We start from the raw sequence: 18,215 nt of genomic DNA on the forward strand, positions 1-18,215 counted from the left end.
TCGAGGCCAAACAACCGCCCGAACGGATCGCTTCAGTTCGACGGCGTCGGCGGCGGCACGAACGCGTTGCCTCGCCACTCCAGCAAGCGATAGGGGTTTTGTGTCAATTCGTGGTTCTGCCCGAAGGAGATCGGGCCGATCGCTGTCTGGAATGCCGTGCCGACGAGCTTGTCGGCAATGGGCTTGTTGTCTGCCTTTGCGCCTTCCGCCGCCTGGCTGGCGATCTGTGCGGCGGCGGCGGCCGGCAGGATGTAGCCGTCCGGCTCGATACCGCCCGCGCGCATGGCTTGCACTGTCTGTTGGGCCGCCGGCAGGGTGCCGTACTCGGGCAGCGCGATTGCCTGCACGCTCTCCAGAAGAGGCAGCGGTTGGTCGGCGGCGCGCATGGCATCGCCGCCCATCAGAACCAGCGAGATATTTTCGCTCTTGGCGTCGCGGGCGATGACCGCGACATCGCTGCGGTCGCCGCCGACGAAGACGCGCGTTGCGCCAGCCTTCTTCAGGCGGCGCACGAGGGCGATCTGCTGATCCTGGCCGGGGCGGTAAGTATCGGTGAAGACCGGCTTCAGCCCTTTTTCCTCGAGCGCGTTGCGGATCGCGCCGACCAACTCGCGGCCGTGTATCGTGCCGTCGTCGATCAGCGCCATTGGCTCCGCCGCCCAGTTTTTCAGGATCGTATCGATCGCCATGGCGGCCTCGGCGCTGTCGACCGGCGCCAGCCGAAACAATGGCCAGCCGCTCTTCAAGGCATCTTCCATGAGGATGCGCGAGCGCACGGAAACGGTGATGACGGGGATGCCGGCATCCTTGAGACGCGGCAGCGCGCCCTCCAGGGTCTCCGTGCAGAGGAAGCCGATCGCGACCTGTACCTTGGCGGCAACCAGCGCCTCGGCGGCAGCCCGGCCGCCGTCCTCGGTGCAAGGTTCGTCGACCACGGTCGCCGTATCCTTCTGGGCCTGGATCTCGAAATTGGCTCCGGCGGAGATTTCGGCGCCCAGCATCGCGAAGTTGCCGTCCTGCGGTGCTACTACGCCGATGTTAATTCCTGCGGCGTAGCTGCTGCCGGCCGCCGAAAGCAGCACAAACAGGAGCGGAAGGCGACGCAGAACGCTCATCGATCGATTATCCCGGACAATTTTTCTGCTCTATTTATCCGTCTGAAGGGGATCGTCAAAGAAAAAGCAACAAAATCTCTCTGTTTTCAATAATGCTATTGTAGAAAAGCTAATATCTGACCGTCATATTGAATGACAAACGGGCATGACATGACAAAGGAGACGGTGGTGCTAGACAGGCAGCGTATGGATCCGGCGCTTTATCGCGATGCCATGAGCCGCTACGCGGGGCATGTGCAGCTGGTGACGACGGCGCTCGGAGCGGAGCGGCGCGGCGTCACGATCACGGCTGCATGCTCGGTGTCGGATAGTCCCGCAACCGTTCTGATATGCCTCAACAACAGCAACGCCAAGAACGAGATCTTCTTCAAGAGTGGGATCTTCGCGCTGAATACGCTCGGCGCGGATCACCAATCTTTGGCCGACGCCTTTTCCGGAAAGACGCAGCTGACCGTCGACGAGCGCTTCGCTGCCGGCAAGTTCGAGACGCTGGCAACCGGCGCGCCTGTCCTGACCGATGCGCTTGCCGCTTTCGATTGCCGCGTCATCGAGATCAAGCAGGCAACCACGCACAACATCATCTTCGGCGAGGTGATGGCCATACGCTACAGCGAAGCCAAGCCGGCATTGATCTATATGAACCGGGGCTATCACGCGCTATAACCCCTGCGAGGGAGTTATCATGGCGGATCAGACATTACCTTCATTGCCGAGTTCGATCGATGAAGCGATGGCCTTGCTCGGCGCCCACGATTATCTGGCCGGCCGTGCGCTCGGCACGGTCCTGTTTCTCGCCCTGAAGATGAAGCGGCCGCTCTTTCTGGAGGGGGAGGCCGGTGTCGGCAAGACCGAGATCGCCAAGGTGCTCTCCAAGGCGCTCGACAGGCCGCTGATCCGGCTGCAATGCTACGAAGGGCTGGACGTATCCTCGGCCGTCTACGAATGGAACTATCCGGCGCAGATGCTGGAAATCCGGCTGGCGGAGGCATCGGGCCTTACCGACCGCGACCGTATCGAGGCTGATATCTTCTCCGAGCGCTATCTCATCCGCCGGCCGGTGCTGCAGGCGCTGTCGGGTGTCGGTGGGCGTGCCCCGGTATTCCTGATCGACGAGCTCGACCGCACCGACGAGGCTTTCGAGGCATTCCTTCTAGAGGTGCTTTCCGATTTCCAGGTGACGGTGCCGGAACTCGGCACGATCCGCGCCGCCGAACCGCCGATCGTCATCATCACGACGAACCGCACGCGCGAGGTGCATGACGCCCTGAAACGGCGCTGTCTCTATCATTGGGTCGATTATCCCGGGGCCGAGCAGGAGCTCGACATCATTCGCCGCAAGGTGCCCGGCTGCAACGAAGCGCTCTCGCGCCAGATCGTCGCCTATGTGCAGAAGCTGCGCACGCTCGATCTCTTCAAGAATCCCGGCGTTGCCGAGACCATCGACTGGGCGACCGCCTTGACCGAGCTGGATCGGCTGGCGCTCGATCCGGAGACCGTTGCGGACACGCTGGGCACGCTGCTGAAATATCAGGACGATATCGCTCGCATCCAGGGCGCCGAAGGCAGGCGCGTGCTGGATGAAGTGAAATCCGAACTGCTCGCGGCGGGATAAGTCATGGAAACCGGCGCGCAGGATGGCATCGTCGTGGCGCCGTCACCGCCTGGTGACGGGCGCCTTGCCGACAATATCGTGCTGTTCGGCCGGGCGCTGCGCAAGGCGGGTCTCAAGATCGGTCCCGGAGCGATCGCCGACGCCATCGAGGCGGTCGAGGCCATAGGGATCGGTTCCCGCGAGGAGTTCCATGCCGCCTTGTGTTCGGCCTTCGTCAAGCGGCATGAAGATCTTGCCGTGTTCGACGAGGCGTTCCGGCTGTTCTGGCGCTCGCGCGATCTCGTTGCCAAGATGATCGCGATGATGTCGCCGGTCGCACCCGATCACAGGGAGAAGGAAAAGCCGAAGCCGGGAGAGAGCCGGGCAAGCGATGCCTTGCTCAACGACCGCGGCGACCGGCGTCCCCCGCGGGAAACGCCCGATATCGAGATCGATGCGCGCTTCACGAGTTCCGGCAGCGAGCTGCTGCGTCATCTGGATTTCGCGCAGATGTCGGCAGCGGAAATCGCCTACGCCAGGAAGGAGCTCGAAAAGCTGCAATTGCCGCTCGACCGCGTGCGCACCCGCCGCTTTACGCCATCCCTGATGCCGGCCAAGGTCGATCCGCGTGCGACGATGCGCTCGGCGCTGCGAACGGGAGGAGCGCTGATCCTGCCGCGTTTTCGGCGGCCGAAAGAAATACAGCCGCCGCTGGTCGTGCTTGCCGATATTTCAGGCTCCATGAGCCAATATACGCGCATCTTCCTGCATTTCCTGCATGTGCTGACCGAGCGGCGCCGGCGGGTTCATACGTTTCTGTTCGGAACGCGCCTGACCAACGTGACGCGGGCGATGCGGCACAAGGATCCCGATCAGGCACTGGACGAATGTGCGGCGGCGGTGCGCGACTGGTCGGGCGGGACGCGGATCGGCGAGACGCTGAAGGAATTCAACCTCATATGGGCACGCCGCGTGCTGGGGCAGGGCGCGATCGTGCTGCTGATTACCGACGGGCTGGAGCGCGAAGGCGTGGAACTGCTTGCGCAGGAGATGGATCGGTTGCATCGTTCCTGCCGGCGGCTCATCTGGCTCAATCCGCTGTTGCGTTTCGACGGCTTCGAGGCGCGTGCCCGCGGTGTAAAAGCCATGCTGCCGCATGTTGACGAATTCCGTCCGGTTCACAATCTATTATCTCTGGCCGATCTCGTATCGGCCCTCACCGCCGGCCGCGCGGATGCCTATGATCCGCGACGGTTTCTCGGCAAGAAATGAGGCTCCGATGTCAGATATTTCCGAAAGTCTGGATCCGCTCGTGATCGCGGAGGAATGGGTGTCGGCAGGCCGCAATGTGGCCATGGCGACCGTCGTCGATACCTGGGGGTCGGCTCCGCGCCCTGCCGGCAGCCATCTCGTGATCGACGGCGAGGGCAATTTCCATGGTTCCGTTTCCGGCGGCTGCGTGGAGGGTGCTGTGATTACCGAGGCGCTCGATGTCATCGAAACCGGCAAGCCGCGTATGCTGGAATTCGGCGTTGCCGACGAGACGGCCTGGCGGGTCGGCCTGTCATGCGGCGGCCGGATCCGCGTCTATGTCGAAAGGCTCGTCTGATGGACCGTCCAATACTGGCGCGGCTGAACGAGATGCGGCGCAGGCGGCAGGCGGCTATCCTTGTATCCGACCTCTCCGGGGGACCGGATCGGCTTATCGTCGAAGGCGATGTCCTTGAAGGCCCACTGGCCGAAGCGGTTTCGTCCGCATTCCGTTCGGGCCGGTCCTCAGCGGTTGAAATCGATGGGCAGAGCCTGTTCCTGAACGTGCATTTGCCGCCGCCGCGCATCGTCGTCATCGGCGCCGTGCATATCAGCCAGGTTCTGGCGCGCATGGCGGCACTTGCGGACTTCGACGTCACCATCATCGATCCGCGTACCGCCTTCGCGACGCCGGAACGTTTCGAGGGCATCGACCTGATTGCCGACTGGCCTGTGGACGCGCTGAAGGAGCGGCCGCTCGACAGCTATATGGCGCTGGTAGCCGTGACCCACGATCCGAAGATCGATGACGAGCCGATCATTCAGGCGTTGAGGACGGACTGTTTCTATGTCGGCGCGCTCGGCAGCCGCAAGACGCATGCCGGCCGTATGGAACGCCTGAAACGGGCGGGTCTGACAGAGGCGGAGCTTGCCCGCATCCACGCGCCGATCGGGCTTCCCATCGGTGCCGCAAGTCCGGCCGAGATCGCGGTCGCCATCCTGGCGGAGATCATCGGTTCTCTTCGCGGGCGTGACGTGTCGTCGCCCAAAGGTGGGATGCCATGATTTTCGGGGAGTTTTCGACAGTGGAGGCGGAGGGTGCGATTCTCGCGCATTCCGTACGGCTGGCCGATGGCGGCTTTTCCAAGGGACACAGGCTCGTCCACGACGACATCGACCGCCTGACGGCAGCCGGGGTCGAGCACGTCATTGCCGCGCGCATCGAGCCGGGCGATCTCATGGAAGACGAGGCGGCCGAACGGCTGGCGCGAGCGATGGCGCCGGACCATATCACCTTTTCGGAGGCGGCAACGGGACGGGTGAACATCCACAGCGCCGTCGATGGCCTGTTCGTTGCAAACCGTGCGGCCGTCGATCGGATCAACAATGTCGATCCGGCGATTACCCTTGCCTGTCTTGCCGATCACGTTCCGGTACGGTCGGGCGATATGATCGCGACTTTCAAGATCATTCCGCTCGCTGTTTCCGGTTCGAAGGTGGCGGCAGGCGTTGAAATTCTGCGGCAGACGCCGGTTTTCGAGGTCAAACCCTTCCAACCTCACGCCATTTCGCTCATTGCCACCGAGCTGCCATCGTTGAAACCGGCAGTTATGGACAAGACGGCACGCATTCTGTCGCAACGGCTGCAGCCTTCGGGCAGTGTCCTGCAGCGGGAAGAGCGCGTTGCGCACCGGGCGAGCGCTGTTGCCGACGCGATCTGTCGCGCCATGGCGGCACCGGATCGGCTGCCGAAGCTGGTGATCGTCTTCGGCGCATCGGCGGTCATCGATGCCGGCGACGTCATTCCGGAGGCTATACGGCTGGGTGGCGGCGACGTCATTCACGTCGGCATGCCCGTCGATCCGGGCAATCTTCTCGTGCTTGGCAGGGTGAACGACGTCTATGTCGTCGGGGCGCCGGGATGCGCGCGCAGCCCGAAGGAAAACGGATTCGATTGGGTGCTGGACAGAATATTAGCCGGAGAACGACCTGCGCCGCAGGATATTAGCGGCATGGGCGTGGGAGGGTTGCTCATGGAAATACAGTCACGCCCGCGGCCGCGCGACATCGCTACGAAGCCGGCGTCACAAATATCGGTAGCCGTCGTCTTGCTGGCCGCCGGCAAGGCCAGCCGCATGGGCGAGGGTGGTTCACACAAGCTTCTGGCGGAATTCGACGGCGTGCCGCTGGTTCGCCGATCGGCGTTGATTGCCATTGAAAGCGGTGCGTCCGATATCGTCGCAGTCACCGGGCACCGCCGCGACGATATCGAAGATGCGTTGCGTGGTCTTGCGCTCGAGCGGGTCTTCAATCCGGATTATGCCTCGGGCATGGCGAGTTCACTAGTTGCGGGCGTCGGCACGCAGGCGGCACAAAAAGCCGATGGCGTTCTTGTCATGCTTGCCGATATGCCCGGCGTTACCGGCGATGATCTGAAAGCCCTAACGGCCTCCTTCCGCGAGGCGAACGGACAGGCGATCGTGCGGGCGGTCTCCGGCGGCAAACGCGGCAATCCCGTTATCCTGCCGAGATCCGTTCTGAATGCGGTGATGCGGCTGGAGGGCGATGTGGGCGCCCGGCATATCATCGAAACATCGGGGCTTCCGGTCATCGACGTCGAGCTCGGAGAGGCGGCGCATCTGGATGTCGACACGCCCGAGGCCGTCGTCGCGGCCGGCGGCGTCCTGAAAGGGTAGGGAATGGACAATATCGATATCGAGGAGATGTTCCGGTCTCTTGGGCCGGTCACCATCAAACGCATGTTCGGCGGCAAGGGCATCTACCATATGGGGCGGATCCTGGCGCTTGAGGTGGACGACGAGATTCTCCTGAAGGCGGACGATGCCAGCGCGTCCGAATTCGAGGCCGCCGGCGCGCGGCGCTGGGCTTATGAAGGCAAGAAGGGCAAGGCCATCAACATGCCCTATTGGTCGATACCCGACGATGCGTTCGACGATCCGGACGTAATGGCGCGCTGGGTGGGGCTTGCCTATGAGGCAGCGCTGCGCGCGGAAAAATAACAAGATTCGCGCAAAAATGCCGAACTCGGTAGCCGCGCAGCCAACCGAGCCGGTAGCATTTACTGTGATTTGGCTGCGGAAGCGGTCACGCGGCGGAGACTACGCCCAGCGTTCACAAAAGGCCTCTATGTCGCTTGATTGAAAGTCCGCAAGCCGTCCCATGATGGTTTCGAACGGCCAATCCCACCAGGCGATAGAGGCAAGCTTCTCCGCGATGGTTCGTGTAAACCGCTCGCGAATGAATTTGGCGGGAACGCCGCCGACGACGGTATATGGCTCGACGTCTTTGGTGACCACCGCTCCCGCCGCGAGAACGGCACCGTCTCCCACGGTGACACCCGGCAGCACAATGACGCCGTGGCCGATCCAAACATCGTTGCCAATGATGGCGCGATCCTGCTTGCGCTGATCAAAAAAGGAAACGTCGCGTACGGCTTCTGCAGAGTAATATTCCGGGCAATAGGTAAAGCGGTGCATGGACGGGCGGTCCATCGGGTGATTGGGAGCCCCGATCCTCACCTCTGCTGCAATGGCGCAGAACTTTCCAATCGTTGCATCGCCGACGATGCAGCGAGGCCCCAGGTAGGAATAGTCCCCGAGTTCAACCGTGTGCAGAGATGTGTCCGCCAGGATCTCGCAACATTTGCCGATGTGCGAATCTCTTATGCTCGCCGTTTGATGGATTACGGTTTCGGCGATCTTGGGGCGGGTGGGTTGTGCGGTCGAGTGCATTGATGGCCTCCGGATTTCCGCCTGCCTAACCGGAGACGATGAAGGACATGTGACGCAGATCGTGCAGGTGCATCGCGCATCTGAAAGATGGCGGCAAGCCCGGGCGTCAGCGGAAGTCTTCCTCGCTCAGATGCGCGATGGTTGCCTTGGCGAATTCAGAAAGCTGGGGCGGCAGCTCGTCACGGCCGAACCAGCCGAAATCGGAGAGCTTGTCGGGCTCCATCAGGCGAGGCTCGCCCGAAAAATTCCTGCAGACGTAGATAAGAGAGATCCAGTGCTGGCGGTCGGCATCTACGATGACCTCCTCGGTGCAGAGGTAATCGATCCTGCCAATGGAAAGACCGCTTTCCTCTTCCGCCTCGCGGATAGCGGCCTTGGCGGCAGGCTCCATATGATCGACCTTGCCGCCGACGATGCTCCAGAAGCCGGCTTCCGGCGCCTTGAGGCGCCGATAGAGCAACAGCTTGCCGTCCCGCACTATTGCGAGACCAGTTCCCAATCCCGGGAAATCGATGCCAGGCTTGCCCATGCCATGATTCCGAATTTTGCCGCGACTTCCGGCGCAGGGGTTCGGATCGGCGGCAGGTGCGGTTTATCAGCCCTTGGCGTTCGCCACGATGAGCATGAAAGCGGGGATGTCGTCACCGAAACCAACCGGCGTCGGACCGTCATCCTGATCGCGATAACGGTTGCGACGCTCGCGATGATCGTCGTTGGCAGCTGGGAAGGGCCGATGGTTGTTGCGAGAACCGTTATGGGACTTGTTGTTGTTCTCAGACTTGCGCTCGTTCTTCACGCTTTCGGCCTTTGCTGGTGCTGCTTCGATCGCCACGACGCCATTATCCTCGACGTCGATATCAGTTTTATGACTCGGGGCGCTGCGGCCTCCGCGGCTGCGATCGCGATCGCGGCCCTTGCTCTTGGGATCACGGCGGCGGGAGGAGCGATTGTCGTCTCCGCTTTCGTCCGCCGGCGGCAATGCCGACAGGTCGCCGTTCAGCCACTGGACGTCCTCGCCGATCAACTTCTCGATCGCGTCTACATGCTTGGTATCGCGCTTCGTGACGATCGTGAAGGCGGCGCCGGAGCGACCGGCGCGACCGGTGCGGCCAATGCGATGGACGTAATCTTCCGAATGGATCGGAACATCGAAATTGAAGACGTGGCCGACATCGGGAAGATCGAGACCGCGTGCCGCGACGTCGGATGCGACGAGAAGCTGGATCTGGCCGTCACGGAAGTTCTGCAGCATGGTCGTGCGCGAGCGCTGATCCATGTCGCCGTGCAATGCGCCGACCGAGAAGCCGTGGCGCTCGAGCGAACGGAAGAGATCAGCCACATCCTTCTTGCGATTGCAGAAGATGATCGCGTTCTTGAGATCCGTCTGGGCGCGGATGAGATCGCGCAACGTGGCGCGCTTCTCGTAATCCTTGCCATGCGAGGCAACGAAGCGCTGCGTCACGGTCTTGGCCGTCGATGCGGGCTTGGCGACTTCGATGCGCTCCGGATTTTGCAGGAACCGGTCGGCCAGCTTCTGGATTTCAGCCGGCATCGTCGCCGAGAAGAACAGCGTCTGGCGCGTGAAGGGAATGAGCTTGGCGATGCGCTCGATATCCGGGATGAAGCCCATATCGAGCATGCGGTCCGCCTCGTCGATGACCAAGATCTCGACGCCGCTCATCAGAAGCTTGCCGCGTTCGAAATGGTCCAACAGGCGTCCAGGCGTGCAGATCAGCACATCGGCGCCACGCTCAAGCTTGCGATCCTGCTCTTCGAAGGAAACGCCGCCGATCAGCAAGGCGATGTTCAGGCGATGATTCTTGCCATACTTCTCGAAGTTTTCGGCGACCTGCGCCGCCAGTTCGCGCGTCGGCTCCAGGATCAGCGTGCGCGGCATGCGCGCTCGTGCGCGGCCTTTTTCAAGCAGCGTCAGCATCGGCAGCACGAAGGAGGCGGTCTTGCCGGTTCCGGTCTGGGCGATGCCGCAGATGTCGCGGCGCTGAAGCGCAAACGGGATGGCACCGGCCTGGATCGGAGTCGGTGTGGTGTAACCCGCGTCAGTAACCGCGGAAAGGACTTTTTGGCTCAGGCCAAGGTCAGCAAATGTTGTCAAAGGGAAATCTAGTTCCGTCTTGGTTCAGTCGAACACCATGAGTCGACATGCAGGAGCGTGCCGTAATGCTGGGCGACATAGAACCAAATACCCGGGAAGTCAAGGAAAGCAGGCGCTTCAACCGACCTGAAGTTCATTCATGACACAATTTTCGGATTAGTGCCAACTTTGTTGCGCGTTTGTCACAATTCCGGCAGCTAAATTGCGCCCAATCCGCTGATGTAACTTGCGAGTTTCGTGCCGGCATTGATGAAATACATCGGATCGACGGGATGCCCATTCTCGCGTACTTCATAGTGCAGATGGGTCCCGGTCGAGCGCCCGGTGCTGCCGGCAAGACCCACGACATCGCCTGCGCCGACCTTGTCGCCGATCTTGACGAGCACCTGTTCCATATGGCCATAGCGCGTCGAGATGCCATCGCCGTGGTCGATCTCCACCATGTTGCCGTAGCCGCCGGTCCAGCCGGCTGCCGTTATCCTGCCGGGCGCCGTGGCCTTGACCTTCTCGCCGGGACTGAAATGAAAATCCGTACCCGTGTGGAGAGCCAGGGTGCCGAAGAACGGGTCCTTGCGGTTGCCGAAGGGGCTGGTGATGAGCTTGCCCGCAGCCGGATTGCGGAACGGCAGGCTTTCGGCCGCTCCCCGCACCGTTTCCAGATGCGTCAACGCGGTATCGAGGTCTGCCATCGACTGCTCGAACTGATCGACGTTTTCCGGCGGGACATAAGGACCGCCGACGCCGCCATCCGTGTCATCGCTTCCTGAGCTTGCGACATCATTCGGAACTTTGACGCCGACATTGTGCATGATCGTCTGGATCTCGTTCGCGGTTTCGGAGGCGTCCGCGGTGAGATTGCGGATTCTGGACAGCTGATCCTGTTCGATGTGCTTTAGCGACAGCGTCACCTTTGAGAAGACACGATCGGCGCGATCCGCGACGGTTTCCGGGGCGGGGACATAGGCGAGCGTGGAGTTGTCGGGCGTGGCGTCGGCCGGCTTGCCGCCGAGGAGAAGCTTTTCGATCGCCTTGGGCGAGGTCAGCTGAGCGTGCTCATTCTTGGGGGCGGCCGTATTTGCATCGGGATGCGCGCTCTTGTCGGTCAGGCCGGAATTCTCCGCCCTGTCGAGCAGGGTGCTGAGTTTGCCGTTCCGCGAGGTCAGTTGCTGTTGCTGCTCGATAAGCTTGTCGACCTTTTCTTCCACCACCTGCTGATCGAGAAGCTGGCGGGACGTGACACGGTCGACCTGGGCGCGCAGCGCGGCGATGCGATCCTCATAGTCATATTGCATGCGCGCCTGGCGCGCCATCGTCGCGCCGATCAGATCGTCCCGCAACACGAGGTACGACGTCGCAAGGAGATAGCCGATCGAGAAGATACCGACCAGACAGACGGCAATGGCCGCCATCCATGGGCGCACGGTCATATGGCGCACCGTATCGCCGCTCGCGACGATAATGGTGTGATGCCGCTGTTGTTTGCCGAAAACCCGGTTCTGAGGCTTTGCTGTCACCGAGAATCTCCCAATCGATGCCTTTTGGCATTGATTGGAAGTACACGGCATTATGGTTAACGAATGCTTTCGAAGTCATCGTTAGATACGGGAAAACCCTTTGATCTGAGTGGGCTATGCGCTGCTCGTGGATGTCAGGGAGCGATAGAAGGAAGGCGTCAGTCCTGCTTCCGCGCGGGCAATGTCGTTGAACGGCGCCTTGAGCGAGCCGCGGAAATTGGCGCGCACCAGCTCCTGGAACGTCCGGGCGGGATCGCGTTTCTCCCGCGCGCACAGAAAGCGGAACCATTTGGCACCCACAGCGACATGGCCTTTTTCGTCATTGTAGATGACATCGAGAATCGCGGCGCTCTCCAGGTCGCCGGTCTCGCGCATCTTTGCCTGCAATGCCGGCGTCACGTCCAGCCCCCTGGCTTCCAGGATGAGGGGCACGACGGCGAGGCGGGCCGTCAGATCGGTTCGGGTCGCATGGGCTGCCTGCCATAGGCCGTCATGGGCGGGAAGATCGCCATAGTCGGCGCCCAGCTCGCGCAGGCGCGCGCGTACCATACGGAAATGCTTGGCTTCCTCGAAGGCGACCTGCATCCACCCGTCGAAGAACGAATTGGGGACCGGGCCGGTCGCGAAGCGGGCGACGATATCCAGCGCCAGATCGACGGCATTCAGCTCGATATGGGCGATGGCATGCAATAGTGCGATCCGGCCCTTGAGCGTGTGCAGGGAGCGTTTTTCCATATGTTTGGGCGGCACCAGATCCGGCTTCTCCGGCCGGCCGGGGCGATCGGCCAAGGGCGGATCGAGCGGCGAGCGCAGGGAGAGGGTGCGGGCAAACCAGCGCGTCGCCGATTCCTGGGCAAGCGCGGTCTTGCGATCGAGATCGGCCGCAAGGATGGCGGCGATGGCGCCGCCACGCAGCGAGGTGATCGTTTCGGGACTGCCAGTCATGCCGTCAGAGTTCCTTTGCAGCGGCCAGAACTGCCTCGGCATGCCCCGCGACCTTGACCTTGTCCCATATCCTGGCGATCCGGCCGTCGGAGCCGATCAGAAAGGTCGAGCGGACGACACCCATATAGGTGCGGCCATACATGCTTTTTTCCCGCCAGACTCCATAGGCGATAGCCATCGTCTTTTCCTCGTCGGCGGCGAGCGGAATGGAAAGCGCATGCTTCTTGACGAATTTGTCATGGCTCTTGACGGTATCCGGCGAGACGCCGAGAAGGGCGACACCCGCCTTGCCGAACTCGCCTGAGAGCGCCGTGAAGGAAATCGATTCCGTCGTGCATGCCGTGGTGTCGTCCTTCGGATAGAAATAGATGACCAGCGGTCTTGCGGCGAAATCTGCGAGACTCACGCGTCCGCCGCCGTCACGCGGAAGATCGAAATCCGGTGCCTTGTCGCCAATGCCTGGTTGAACTGGGAAAACTTCCGTCACGGGAAAACCTTTCTTTTGCCGGTTTTTTAGATGACACTCACGGGAAGCCATATATACTGCCCGCGTATGCCGTCCAATGGGACGCAGCGTCATCAAAAAAGAAGAAGAGCGAAAGGCACGCACAGGAGTGATCCGAGGCGAAAAGGTAACATTCCGCAAAAAGGATCTCGTGTCGCTCGACCATCTGCCGTCCGCCCAGGTCGAAGATCCCTTGATTGTCCATGTGCCCGAGCGCTCCCGCCGCAGCCGCTCGCATGTCTGGCATGTCTGCCGGATGACGCTGGTTTTCTTCGCATTCCTTGCCGTCATCCTCGGAGCCGTCATCGCGACCATCGAAAGCGGCGTCTTCGACGAGCCGCTATCGCAGAAGGCGCAGACGGCCCTCGATCAAGCTATCGGGCCACGTTACAAGGCCGAAGTCGGCGCGACCGTGATCCGGTTCACCTCCGATCTGCGGCTGGCGCTGGAGGCGCGCGACGTCAATGTGGTCGATCAGGACAGCGGCAAGCATCTGTCGACGATGTCGGCGGTGAATATGGAGCTGGATCCGCTGGCCTTGATCGAAGGGCGGATCGAAGTGGCGAGCGTGGCGGCGGAGGGCATTGCGCTCGATACGTCGCTGCTGCCCCAGGGAGATCCGGTCGATCTGACGGCGTTGCGCGTCGATGCATTGCCGCGGGCTCTCAGCGCGACCTTCGACAATCTCGATTTTCTGGAACATTTCGTGCAGCGCGGTGGGACGAACTCCGTGCGTATTTCCGGCTTCTCCATGAAGCTGGCGCGTCAGGAGGGCGATCCGATCTCCCTCGTGGTCGATAGCCTGACCTTCGAACGGGCCGAGCCGAACTCCCTGCATCTTTATGGCAAGGTCGCCGTCAACGGATCCGTTGCGACCCTGGATGTGAAGGCGAATCAGCAGGAGGCCGGCCACACGTCTTCATTGATCGCGAAAATATCCAATCTCGATCTGAAGCCGCTGACGATGGCCTATGATGCAAGCGGCACGCCGCGGCAGGGCGTCATGAGCCTTGCCGACGTCACGCTTTCGGCCGTCAAGGGAGGCGATGGTGCCGATCCGAAGCTCGATGCTTCGATCAATGTAAAGCCTGGCACCATCTATATGGACCGCGATGCGCAGGACCTGACGGCAGGCAATATCAACCTCGCCTACAATTTCGACCACCAGACCTTGGAGATTGCGCCGTCGAAGGTGCAATTCGTCGGTACGATGGTGCCTTTCTCCGGTGCCCTCATCGATCTCGATCGTATCGATGCCAACGCAGGCAAGGGGTTCGGGGTCGATTTCGTGATCAAGAACGGTATCGCCGCCTCGTCCATTTCGGGGGAAAAGCCTGTTAGCTTCGATGGCCGCGCCATGGGACGCTTCCTTTCGGCGACCAAGGAGCTTCAGGTCGACAATCTCGGCATATCGACGCCGCAGGGCGCGCTGTTCGGCTCTCTCCATGCGAAGTTCGGAGACAGCTCGCCGGAGATCAGTTTCGGCGGCCGAGCCGACAAGCTCGACACGACGGTCGTCAAGCAGCTATGGCCGTTCTGGATGGCGTCCAAGCCCAGGGCCTGGGTCGAAGCCAACCTCTTCGGCGGCTCGGTGACCAATGCCGTCATATCGGTCTTCATTCCTGCCGGAAGGCTGCGGGAGGCTGCCCAATCCGGCAAGCTGCAGCTCGGCAAGAACGAGCTCCACATCGCCTTCGACATAGACGGCGCCCGCCTGAACATTCCGGGCGAAATTCCGCCGCTGCGCGACACCAAGGCCCATTTCGACCTGACCGGTCCGGCGATGGTCGTCGATATCAATACGGCGACCTCCTATTTCCCGACCGGACGAACGATCTCCCTGAATAACAGCAGCTTTTCGATCCCGTCGACCTACGACAAGCCGCTGATGGCCGATCTCGCGCTGACGATATCCGGTTCCGGCGACGCCATCGGCGAGCTTCTTACCTACAAGCCTCTCGAGGTATTGCAGAGAACCGAGTTCAAGCCGGAGGATTTCAACGGCAAGATCGTCGCCAAGGTCGATGCCAGGATCGGGCTGATCAACGACCAGAAGCCGCCTCCGCCGGATTGGCAGGCGACACTCGAGCTCAACAATGTCGATCTGCTGAAGCCGATGAACAATCGCAAGATCGACAATATCACCGGCGAGATTTCGGCTGACTCGCAATCCGTGCACTTGCAGGCGCAGGCCCAGATCGACGGTATTCCCGCGCAGATCGACATGGTCGAGCCCACCGACGGCAAATCGTCCGTCAAACGCAGCCGCGTGATAACGGCGACGCTCAACGACGCCCAGCGCAACACGGTTCTGCCGGGTCTTCGCGATATGATAGACGGGCCCGTCAAGGTGGAGCTGACCCGCATCGACGACGATCGTCAGGGCGTCAAGGTCGATCTCGGTAAGGCGACGCTCACGGTTCCCTGGGTCGGTTGGTCGAAGGGCGTCGGCATTCCGGCGACGGCTCAGTTTGAAGCGTCCGGACCGGATAGCCAGACCGCCTTGAAGAACTTCACGCTCAAGGGGGATGGTTTCGGGGTCAGCGGCGATCTCCTGATCAGCAAGGGAAGCCTGTCGTCGGCCAATTTCGATAGCGTGAAGCTCTCGGCGCTCGACGATTTCGCGCTATCCCTGAAGCGGAGCAAGAGCAGCGGCTACGACGTCTCCGTATCGGGCAATTCCGCGGACATACGCCCGATCCTCGCGCGCCTGAAGACATCGACGTCCGGCGGCCAGCAAAGCTCCGGCGGGGACGATTCAGCGAGCGCGACCGTTCGAGCCAATATCGACAAGGTCATCGGCTTCAACGACGAGACGATCGGCAACGTCAAGGGCGTCTATTCGATCGCCGGCGGCAAGACGACGGCAGCGGATTTCTCCGGCGTGACGCGCAGCGGCGAGGCGCTCGTCACGCAGATGAGCAAGGGCAGCAATGGAGCGATCCGTATCACAAGCGGCGATGCCGGCGCGGTGGCGCGCTTTACAGATCTCTACAAGCACCTGAGGGGCGGGCTGTTGAATTTGTCGCTCCGCTCGACCGGGCAGGATGATTGGGACGGCTCGCTGGATATCCGCAACTTCTCCATCATCGATGAAAAGAAGCTCTCGACCATCGTGTCGACGCCGAGCGGCAAGAACGGAAAGAGCCTGAACTCGGCCGTCAAGGAGAATATCGATACGCGCTCGCAGAGCTTCGGGCGGGGTTTTGCCCGACTGGTCATGCGTGACGGCGCACTTTCGGTCGAGAACGGCGTGGTGCGCGGCGTGCAGGTGGGGGCGACGTTCCAGGGAGTGCTGAAGGATGCCAGCGGCAAGATGGACATGACCGGGACCTTCATGCCCGCTTACGGCCTGAACCGGCTGTTCGCAGAAGTTCCCATCGTCGGCTTCATTCTGGGCAACGGCAGCGATCGCGGCCTGATCGGCATCACTTTCCGGCTGACGGGCAGCTTCGACAAGCCGAACATGCAGATCAATCCATTGTCGATCATCGCGCCGGGCGTCTTCAGGCAGATCTTCGAATTCTGATCAGGCGCACGGCGCGACGGCTATCATTTTTCCTCGGCCAATCGCTGGCGGATGCCTTCGGGTCCGCCGGCCACGCGCCGCGCAAATGGTCGATCGGGGTCCACAAGGCGCCAAAACGGAGCGGTACCGCTCTGGCTGATCTGCACCAGATGCCGCTGAAGGGTGACCGGACAGCAAGCATCCGCTCCATATTGCTTTGCAAGCGCCCGCCTGACTCCGGCAACGTCGGATAGTTGCCCAGGGGTCGCCGCCCGTAGCGCGCGGATAATCATCTCCTCGCTCGGAATCAACATGCTCTGCGTGAGGCTTCGGCCTTTGCGCCTCGTCTTGATCACCGGCAGTTCGTCCATAAGGCACCTCTGGGATTAGGATATTACCAGAGGACGAGCGGGCCAACGGCGATCCGACAAAACGGACGTAAAAAGTCTCGAACAAGGCAGACGATATCGCCAAGTCCACGCTCAAGGCAAAAAGCAACAAAGCCGGCGGGGATGCGCCGGCTTTGTTGGAAGACTGCTCGATTGATCAACCCGCCGGCCGGATCAGGATGTGCTTCTTCTTGCCGAGCGACAGCTTGACGACGCCATCCGCCGTCACTTCGCCGCTGCCGATGACCTTGCGCTCGTCGCTGACGGCTTCGTCGTTGATACGCACCGCGCCGCCCTGGACGTGGCGGCGAGCCTCGCCGTTGGAAGCGGCAAGGCCGGCGCGAACGATCAGCGAGAGAAGGCCGATGCCGGCTTCCAGTTCGGAGGCCGGAACGTCGACCGACGGCAGGTTTTCGGACAGGCCGCCTTCCTCGAAAGTCTTGCGCGCGGTTTCGGCTGCCTGCTCGGCCGCGGCGCGGCCGTGCAGGATTGCCGTAACCTCGGTCGCGAGGATCTTCTTGACCTCGTTGATTTCAGAGCCGGCGAGCGCCGAAAGACGGGCGATCTCGTCCATCGGCAGCGTCGTGTAGAGCTTCAGGAAGCGGGAAACGTCGGCATCCTCGGTGTTGCGCCAGTACTGCCAGAAGTCGTAGGCCGAGAGCAGGTCGGCATTCAGCCAGACCGCGCCGGTGGCGGACTTGCCCATCTTGGCGCCCGACGCCGTCGTCAGCAAGGGCGACGTCAGTGCGAAGAGCTGCGGCGTCCCCATGCGGTGACCAAGGTCGATACCGTTGACGATGTTGCCCCACTGATCCGAACCGCCCATCTGCAGGCGGCAATCATAGCGCTTGGCCAGCTCGACGAAGTCGTAGGCCTGCAGGATCATGTAGTTGAATTCGAGGAAGGACAGCGATTGCTCGCGGTCGAGGCGCGTCTTGACGCTGTCGAATGACAGCATGCGATTGACCGAGAAGTGGCGGCCAACGTCGCGCAGGAATTCGAGGTAGTTCAGCGAGCGCAGCCATTCGGCGTTGTTGATCATCAACGCATTCTTCGGGCCTTCGCCGTAGCTGAGGTAGTTCGAAAAGCAACGCTTGATCGAAGCGATGTTGCTTTCGATCGTATCGATCGTCATGAGCTGGCGGGACTCTTCCTTGAAGGAGGGGTCGCCGACCATGCCGGTGCCGCCGCCCATCAGCGAGATGGGCCGATGGCCGGTTGCCTGCATCCAGTGCAGCATCATGATCTGGATCAGCGAGCCGGCGTGCAAGCTCGACGCCGTCGGATCGAAGCCGATATAGGCCGTCACGGTTTCCTTGGCGAAGAGGTCGTCGAGGCCGGATTCATCGGAAATCTGATGAATGAAGCCGCGCTCTTGCAGAGTGCGCAGGAAATCGGATTTGAACTCAGCCATGATCTTGGTCTCTCGAAGCCGCATCGCTGCAGGATGCGGTGAAGTCGCTGTTGTTGAATGTCGCGGTGGCGCGTTTAGCACCGATTTGCCGACGCGTCATCATTTTGGTGGGTGCAAT

17 protein-coding genes are annotated in these 18,215 nt (G+C 61.6%); 8 read left to right on the forward strand and 9 right to left on the reverse strand.

The window, feature by feature from the left end; genetic code table 11:
- Nucleotides 1–32 precede the first annotated feature (32 nt).
- On the reverse strand, nucleotides 33–1,115 hold the full coding sequence (locus tag GR212_RS26180; RefSeq protein WP_163991044.1) for an ABC transporter substrate-binding protein: 1,083 nt from the start codon (nucleotides 1,113–1,115) through the stop codon (nucleotides 33–35).
- A gap of 168 nt (nucleotides 1,116–1,283) precedes the next feature.
- Here GR212_RS26180 and GR212_RS26185 point away from each other — a divergent pair, with 168 nt between their 5' ends.
- The 7 genes from GR212_RS26185 to GR212_RS26215 are packed head-to-tail and all read left to right on the forward strand — an operon-like array spanning nucleotide 1,284 to nucleotide 6,977.
- Nucleotides 1,284–1,778, forward strand: coding sequence for a flavin reductase (locus GR212_RS26185; protein WP_163991130.1), 495 nt, complete (start codon nucleotides 1,284–1,286; stop codon nucleotides 1,776–1,778).
- A gap of 19 nt (nucleotides 1,779–1,797) precedes the next feature.
- Nucleotides 1,798–2,727 (forward strand): AAA family ATPase, encoded by a 930-nt coding sequence (locus GR212_RS26190; RefSeq protein ID WP_163991046.1) that lies wholly within the window; start codon nucleotides 1,798–1,800, stop codon nucleotides 2,725–2,727.
- Nucleotides 2,728–2,730: 3 nt separating this feature from the next.
- Nucleotides 2,731–3,978 carry a vWA domain-containing protein gene (locus tag GR212_RS26195; protein ID WP_163991047.1) on the forward strand — a complete coding sequence of 416 codons (1,248 nt, stop codon included), beginning with the start codon at nucleotides 2,731–2,733 and terminating at the stop codon, nucleotides 3,976–3,978.
- Nucleotides 3,979–3,985: 7 nt separating this feature from the next.
- Nucleotides 3,986–4,315, forward strand: coding sequence for an XdhC family protein (locus GR212_RS26200; RefSeq protein WP_163991049.1), 330 nt, complete (start codon nucleotides 3,986–3,988; stop codon nucleotides 4,313–4,315).
- Complete coding sequence (locus GR212_RS26205; protein ID WP_163991051.1) at nucleotides 4,315–5,022, forward strand: XdhC family protein; 708 nt, start codon at nucleotides 4,315–4,317, stop codon at nucleotides 5,020–5,022. Before GR212_RS26200 ends, GR212_RS26205 begins: the two co-directional genes overlap by 1 nt.
- Nucleotides 5,019–6,653, forward strand: coding sequence for an NTP transferase domain-containing protein (locus GR212_RS26210; RefSeq protein ID WP_163991053.1), 1,635 nt, complete (start codon nucleotides 5,019–5,021; stop codon nucleotides 6,651–6,653). The genes GR212_RS26205 and GR212_RS26210 overlap by 4 nt, the downstream gene beginning before the upstream one ends.
- A gap of 3 nt (nucleotides 6,654–6,656) precedes the next feature.
- Nucleotides 6,657–6,977 (forward strand): TfoX/Sxy family protein, encoded by a 321-nt coding sequence (locus GR212_RS26215; RefSeq protein WP_163991055.1) that lies wholly within the window; start codon nucleotides 6,657–6,659, stop codon nucleotides 6,975–6,977.
- Nucleotides 6,978–7,076: 99 nt separating this feature from the next.
- On the opposite strand, the gene GR212_RS26220 is transcribed toward GR212_RS26215, so the two are convergent.
- The 6 genes from GR212_RS26220 to GR212_RS26245 all read right to left on the reverse strand — a co-directional run bounded on the left by GR212_RS26220 (nucleotide 7,077) and on the right by GR212_RS26245 (nucleotide 12,768).
- Nucleotides 7,077–7,709 (reverse strand): DapH/DapD/GlmU-related protein, encoded by a 633-nt coding sequence (locus tag GR212_RS26220; protein WP_163991057.1) that lies wholly within the window; start codon nucleotides 7,707–7,709, stop codon nucleotides 7,077–7,079.
- 106 nt (nucleotides 7,710–7,815) lie between these two features.
- On the reverse strand, nucleotides 7,816–8,238 hold the full coding sequence (locus GR212_RS26225) for an NUDIX domain-containing protein (protein ID WP_163991059.1): 423 nt from the start codon (nucleotides 8,236–8,238) through the stop codon (nucleotides 7,816–7,818).
- A 66-nt stretch (nucleotides 8,239–8,304) separates the two neighbouring features.
- Nucleotides 8,305–9,822 (reverse strand): DEAD/DEAH box helicase, encoded by a 1,518-nt coding sequence (locus tag GR212_RS26230; protein ID WP_163991061.1) that lies wholly within the window; start codon nucleotides 9,820–9,822, stop codon nucleotides 8,305–8,307.
- A 197-nt stretch (nucleotides 9,823–10,019) separates the two neighbouring features.
- A complete protein-coding gene (locus GR212_RS26235) occupies nucleotides 10,020–11,336 on the reverse strand; it encodes a peptidoglycan DD-metalloendopeptidase family protein (protein WP_163991063.1) in 1,317 nt (438 codons plus the stop codon).
- A 114-nt stretch (nucleotides 11,337–11,450) separates the two neighbouring features.
- Nucleotides 11,451–12,281: a ferritin-like domain-containing protein gene (locus GR212_RS26240; RefSeq protein ID WP_163991065.1), complete on the reverse strand. Its 831-nt coding sequence runs from the start codon at nucleotides 12,279–12,281 to the stop codon at nucleotides 11,451–11,453.
- A gap of 4 nt (nucleotides 12,282–12,285) precedes the next feature.
- Nucleotides 12,286–12,768 (reverse strand): redoxin domain-containing protein, encoded by a 483-nt coding sequence (locus GR212_RS26245; protein WP_163991067.1) that lies wholly within the window; start codon nucleotides 12,766–12,768, stop codon nucleotides 12,286–12,288.
- A 76-nt stretch (nucleotides 12,769–12,844) separates the two neighbouring features.
- Here GR212_RS26245 and GR212_RS26250 point away from each other — a divergent pair, with 76 nt between their 5' ends.
- On the forward strand, nucleotides 12,845–16,315 hold the full coding sequence (locus tag GR212_RS26250; RefSeq protein WP_204326765.1) for a DUF3971 domain-containing protein: 3,471 nt from the start codon (nucleotides 12,845–12,847) through the stop codon (nucleotides 16,313–16,315).
- 23 nt (nucleotides 16,316–16,338) lie between these two features.
- Here GR212_RS26250 and GR212_RS26255 read toward each other — a convergent pair whose 3' ends face one another.
- On the reverse strand, nucleotides 16,339–16,665 hold the full coding sequence (locus tag GR212_RS26255) for a hypothetical protein (RefSeq protein WP_163991070.1): 327 nt from the start codon (nucleotides 16,663–16,665) through the stop codon (nucleotides 16,339–16,341).
- 175 nt (nucleotides 16,666–16,840) lie between these two features.
- Nucleotides 16,841–18,097, reverse strand: a complete 1,257-nt coding sequence (gene tyrS / locus GR212_RS26260; RefSeq protein ID WP_163991072.1) for a tyrosine--tRNA ligase — start codon at nucleotides 18,095–18,097, stop codon at nucleotides 16,841–16,843.
- Between the last annotated feature and the right edge of the window lie 118 nt (nucleotides 18,098–18,215).

It is taken from the genome of Martinezella lusitana (assembly GCF_010668395.1).
GTDB classification, from domain to species: domain Bacteria; phylum Pseudomonadota; class Alphaproteobacteria; order Rhizobiales; family Rhizobiaceae; genus Rhizobium; species Rhizobium lusitanum_A.

What these genes read in the sequence shown, in the direction of transcription:
- GR212_RS26180 (WP_163991044.1), bottom strand. Translation starts at nt 1,115, where the DNA reads ATGAGCGTTCTGCGTCGCCTTCCGCTCCTGTTTGTGCTGCTTTCGGCG.
- GR212_RS26190 (WP_163991046.1), top strand. Translation starts at nt 1,798, where the DNA reads ATGGCGGATCAGACATTACCTTCATTGCCGAGTTCGATCGATGAAGCG.
- GR212_RS26195 (WP_163991047.1), top strand. Translation starts at nt 2,731, where the DNA reads ATGGAAACCGGCGCGCAGGATGGCATCGTCGTGGCGCCGTCACCGCCT.
- GR212_RS26200 (WP_163991049.1), top strand. Translation starts at nt 3,986, where the DNA reads ATGTCAGATATTTCCGAAAGTCTGGATCCGCTCGTGATCGCGGAGGAA.
- GR212_RS26205 (WP_163991051.1), top strand. Translation starts at nt 4,315, where the DNA reads ATGGACCGTCCAATACTGGCGCGGCTGAACGAGATGCGGCGCAGGCGG.
- GR212_RS26210 (WP_163991053.1), top strand. Translation starts at nt 5,019, where the DNA reads ATGATTTTCGGGGAGTTTTCGACAGTGGAGGCGGAGGGTGCGATTCTC.
- GR212_RS26215 (WP_163991055.1), top strand. Translation starts at nt 6,657, where the DNA reads ATGGACAATATCGATATCGAGGAGATGTTCCGGTCTCTTGGGCCGGTC.
- GR212_RS26220 (WP_163991057.1), bottom strand. Translation starts at nt 7,709, where the DNA reads ATGCACTCGACCGCACAACCCACCCGCCCCAAGATCGCCGAAACCGTA.
- GR212_RS26225 (WP_163991059.1), bottom strand. Translation starts at nt 8,238, where the DNA reads ATGGGCAAGCCTGGCATCGATTTCCCGGGATTGGGAACTGGTCTCGCA.
- GR212_RS26240 (WP_163991065.1), bottom strand. Translation starts at nt 12,281, where the DNA reads ATGACTGGCAGTCCCGAAACGATCACCTCGCTGCGTGGCGGCGCCATC.
- GR212_RS26250 (WP_204326765.1), top strand. Translation starts at nt 12,845, where the DNA reads ATGGGACGCAGCGTCATCAAAAAAGAAGAAGAGCGAAAGGCACGCACA.
- GR212_RS26255 (WP_163991070.1), bottom strand. Translation starts at nt 16,665, where the DNA reads ATGGACGAACTGCCGGTGATCAAGACGAGGCGCAAAGGCCGAAGCCTC.
- tyrS (WP_163991072.1), bottom strand. Translation starts at nt 18,097, where the DNA reads ATGGCTGAGTTCAAATCCGATTTCCTGCGCACTCTGCAAGAGCGCGGC.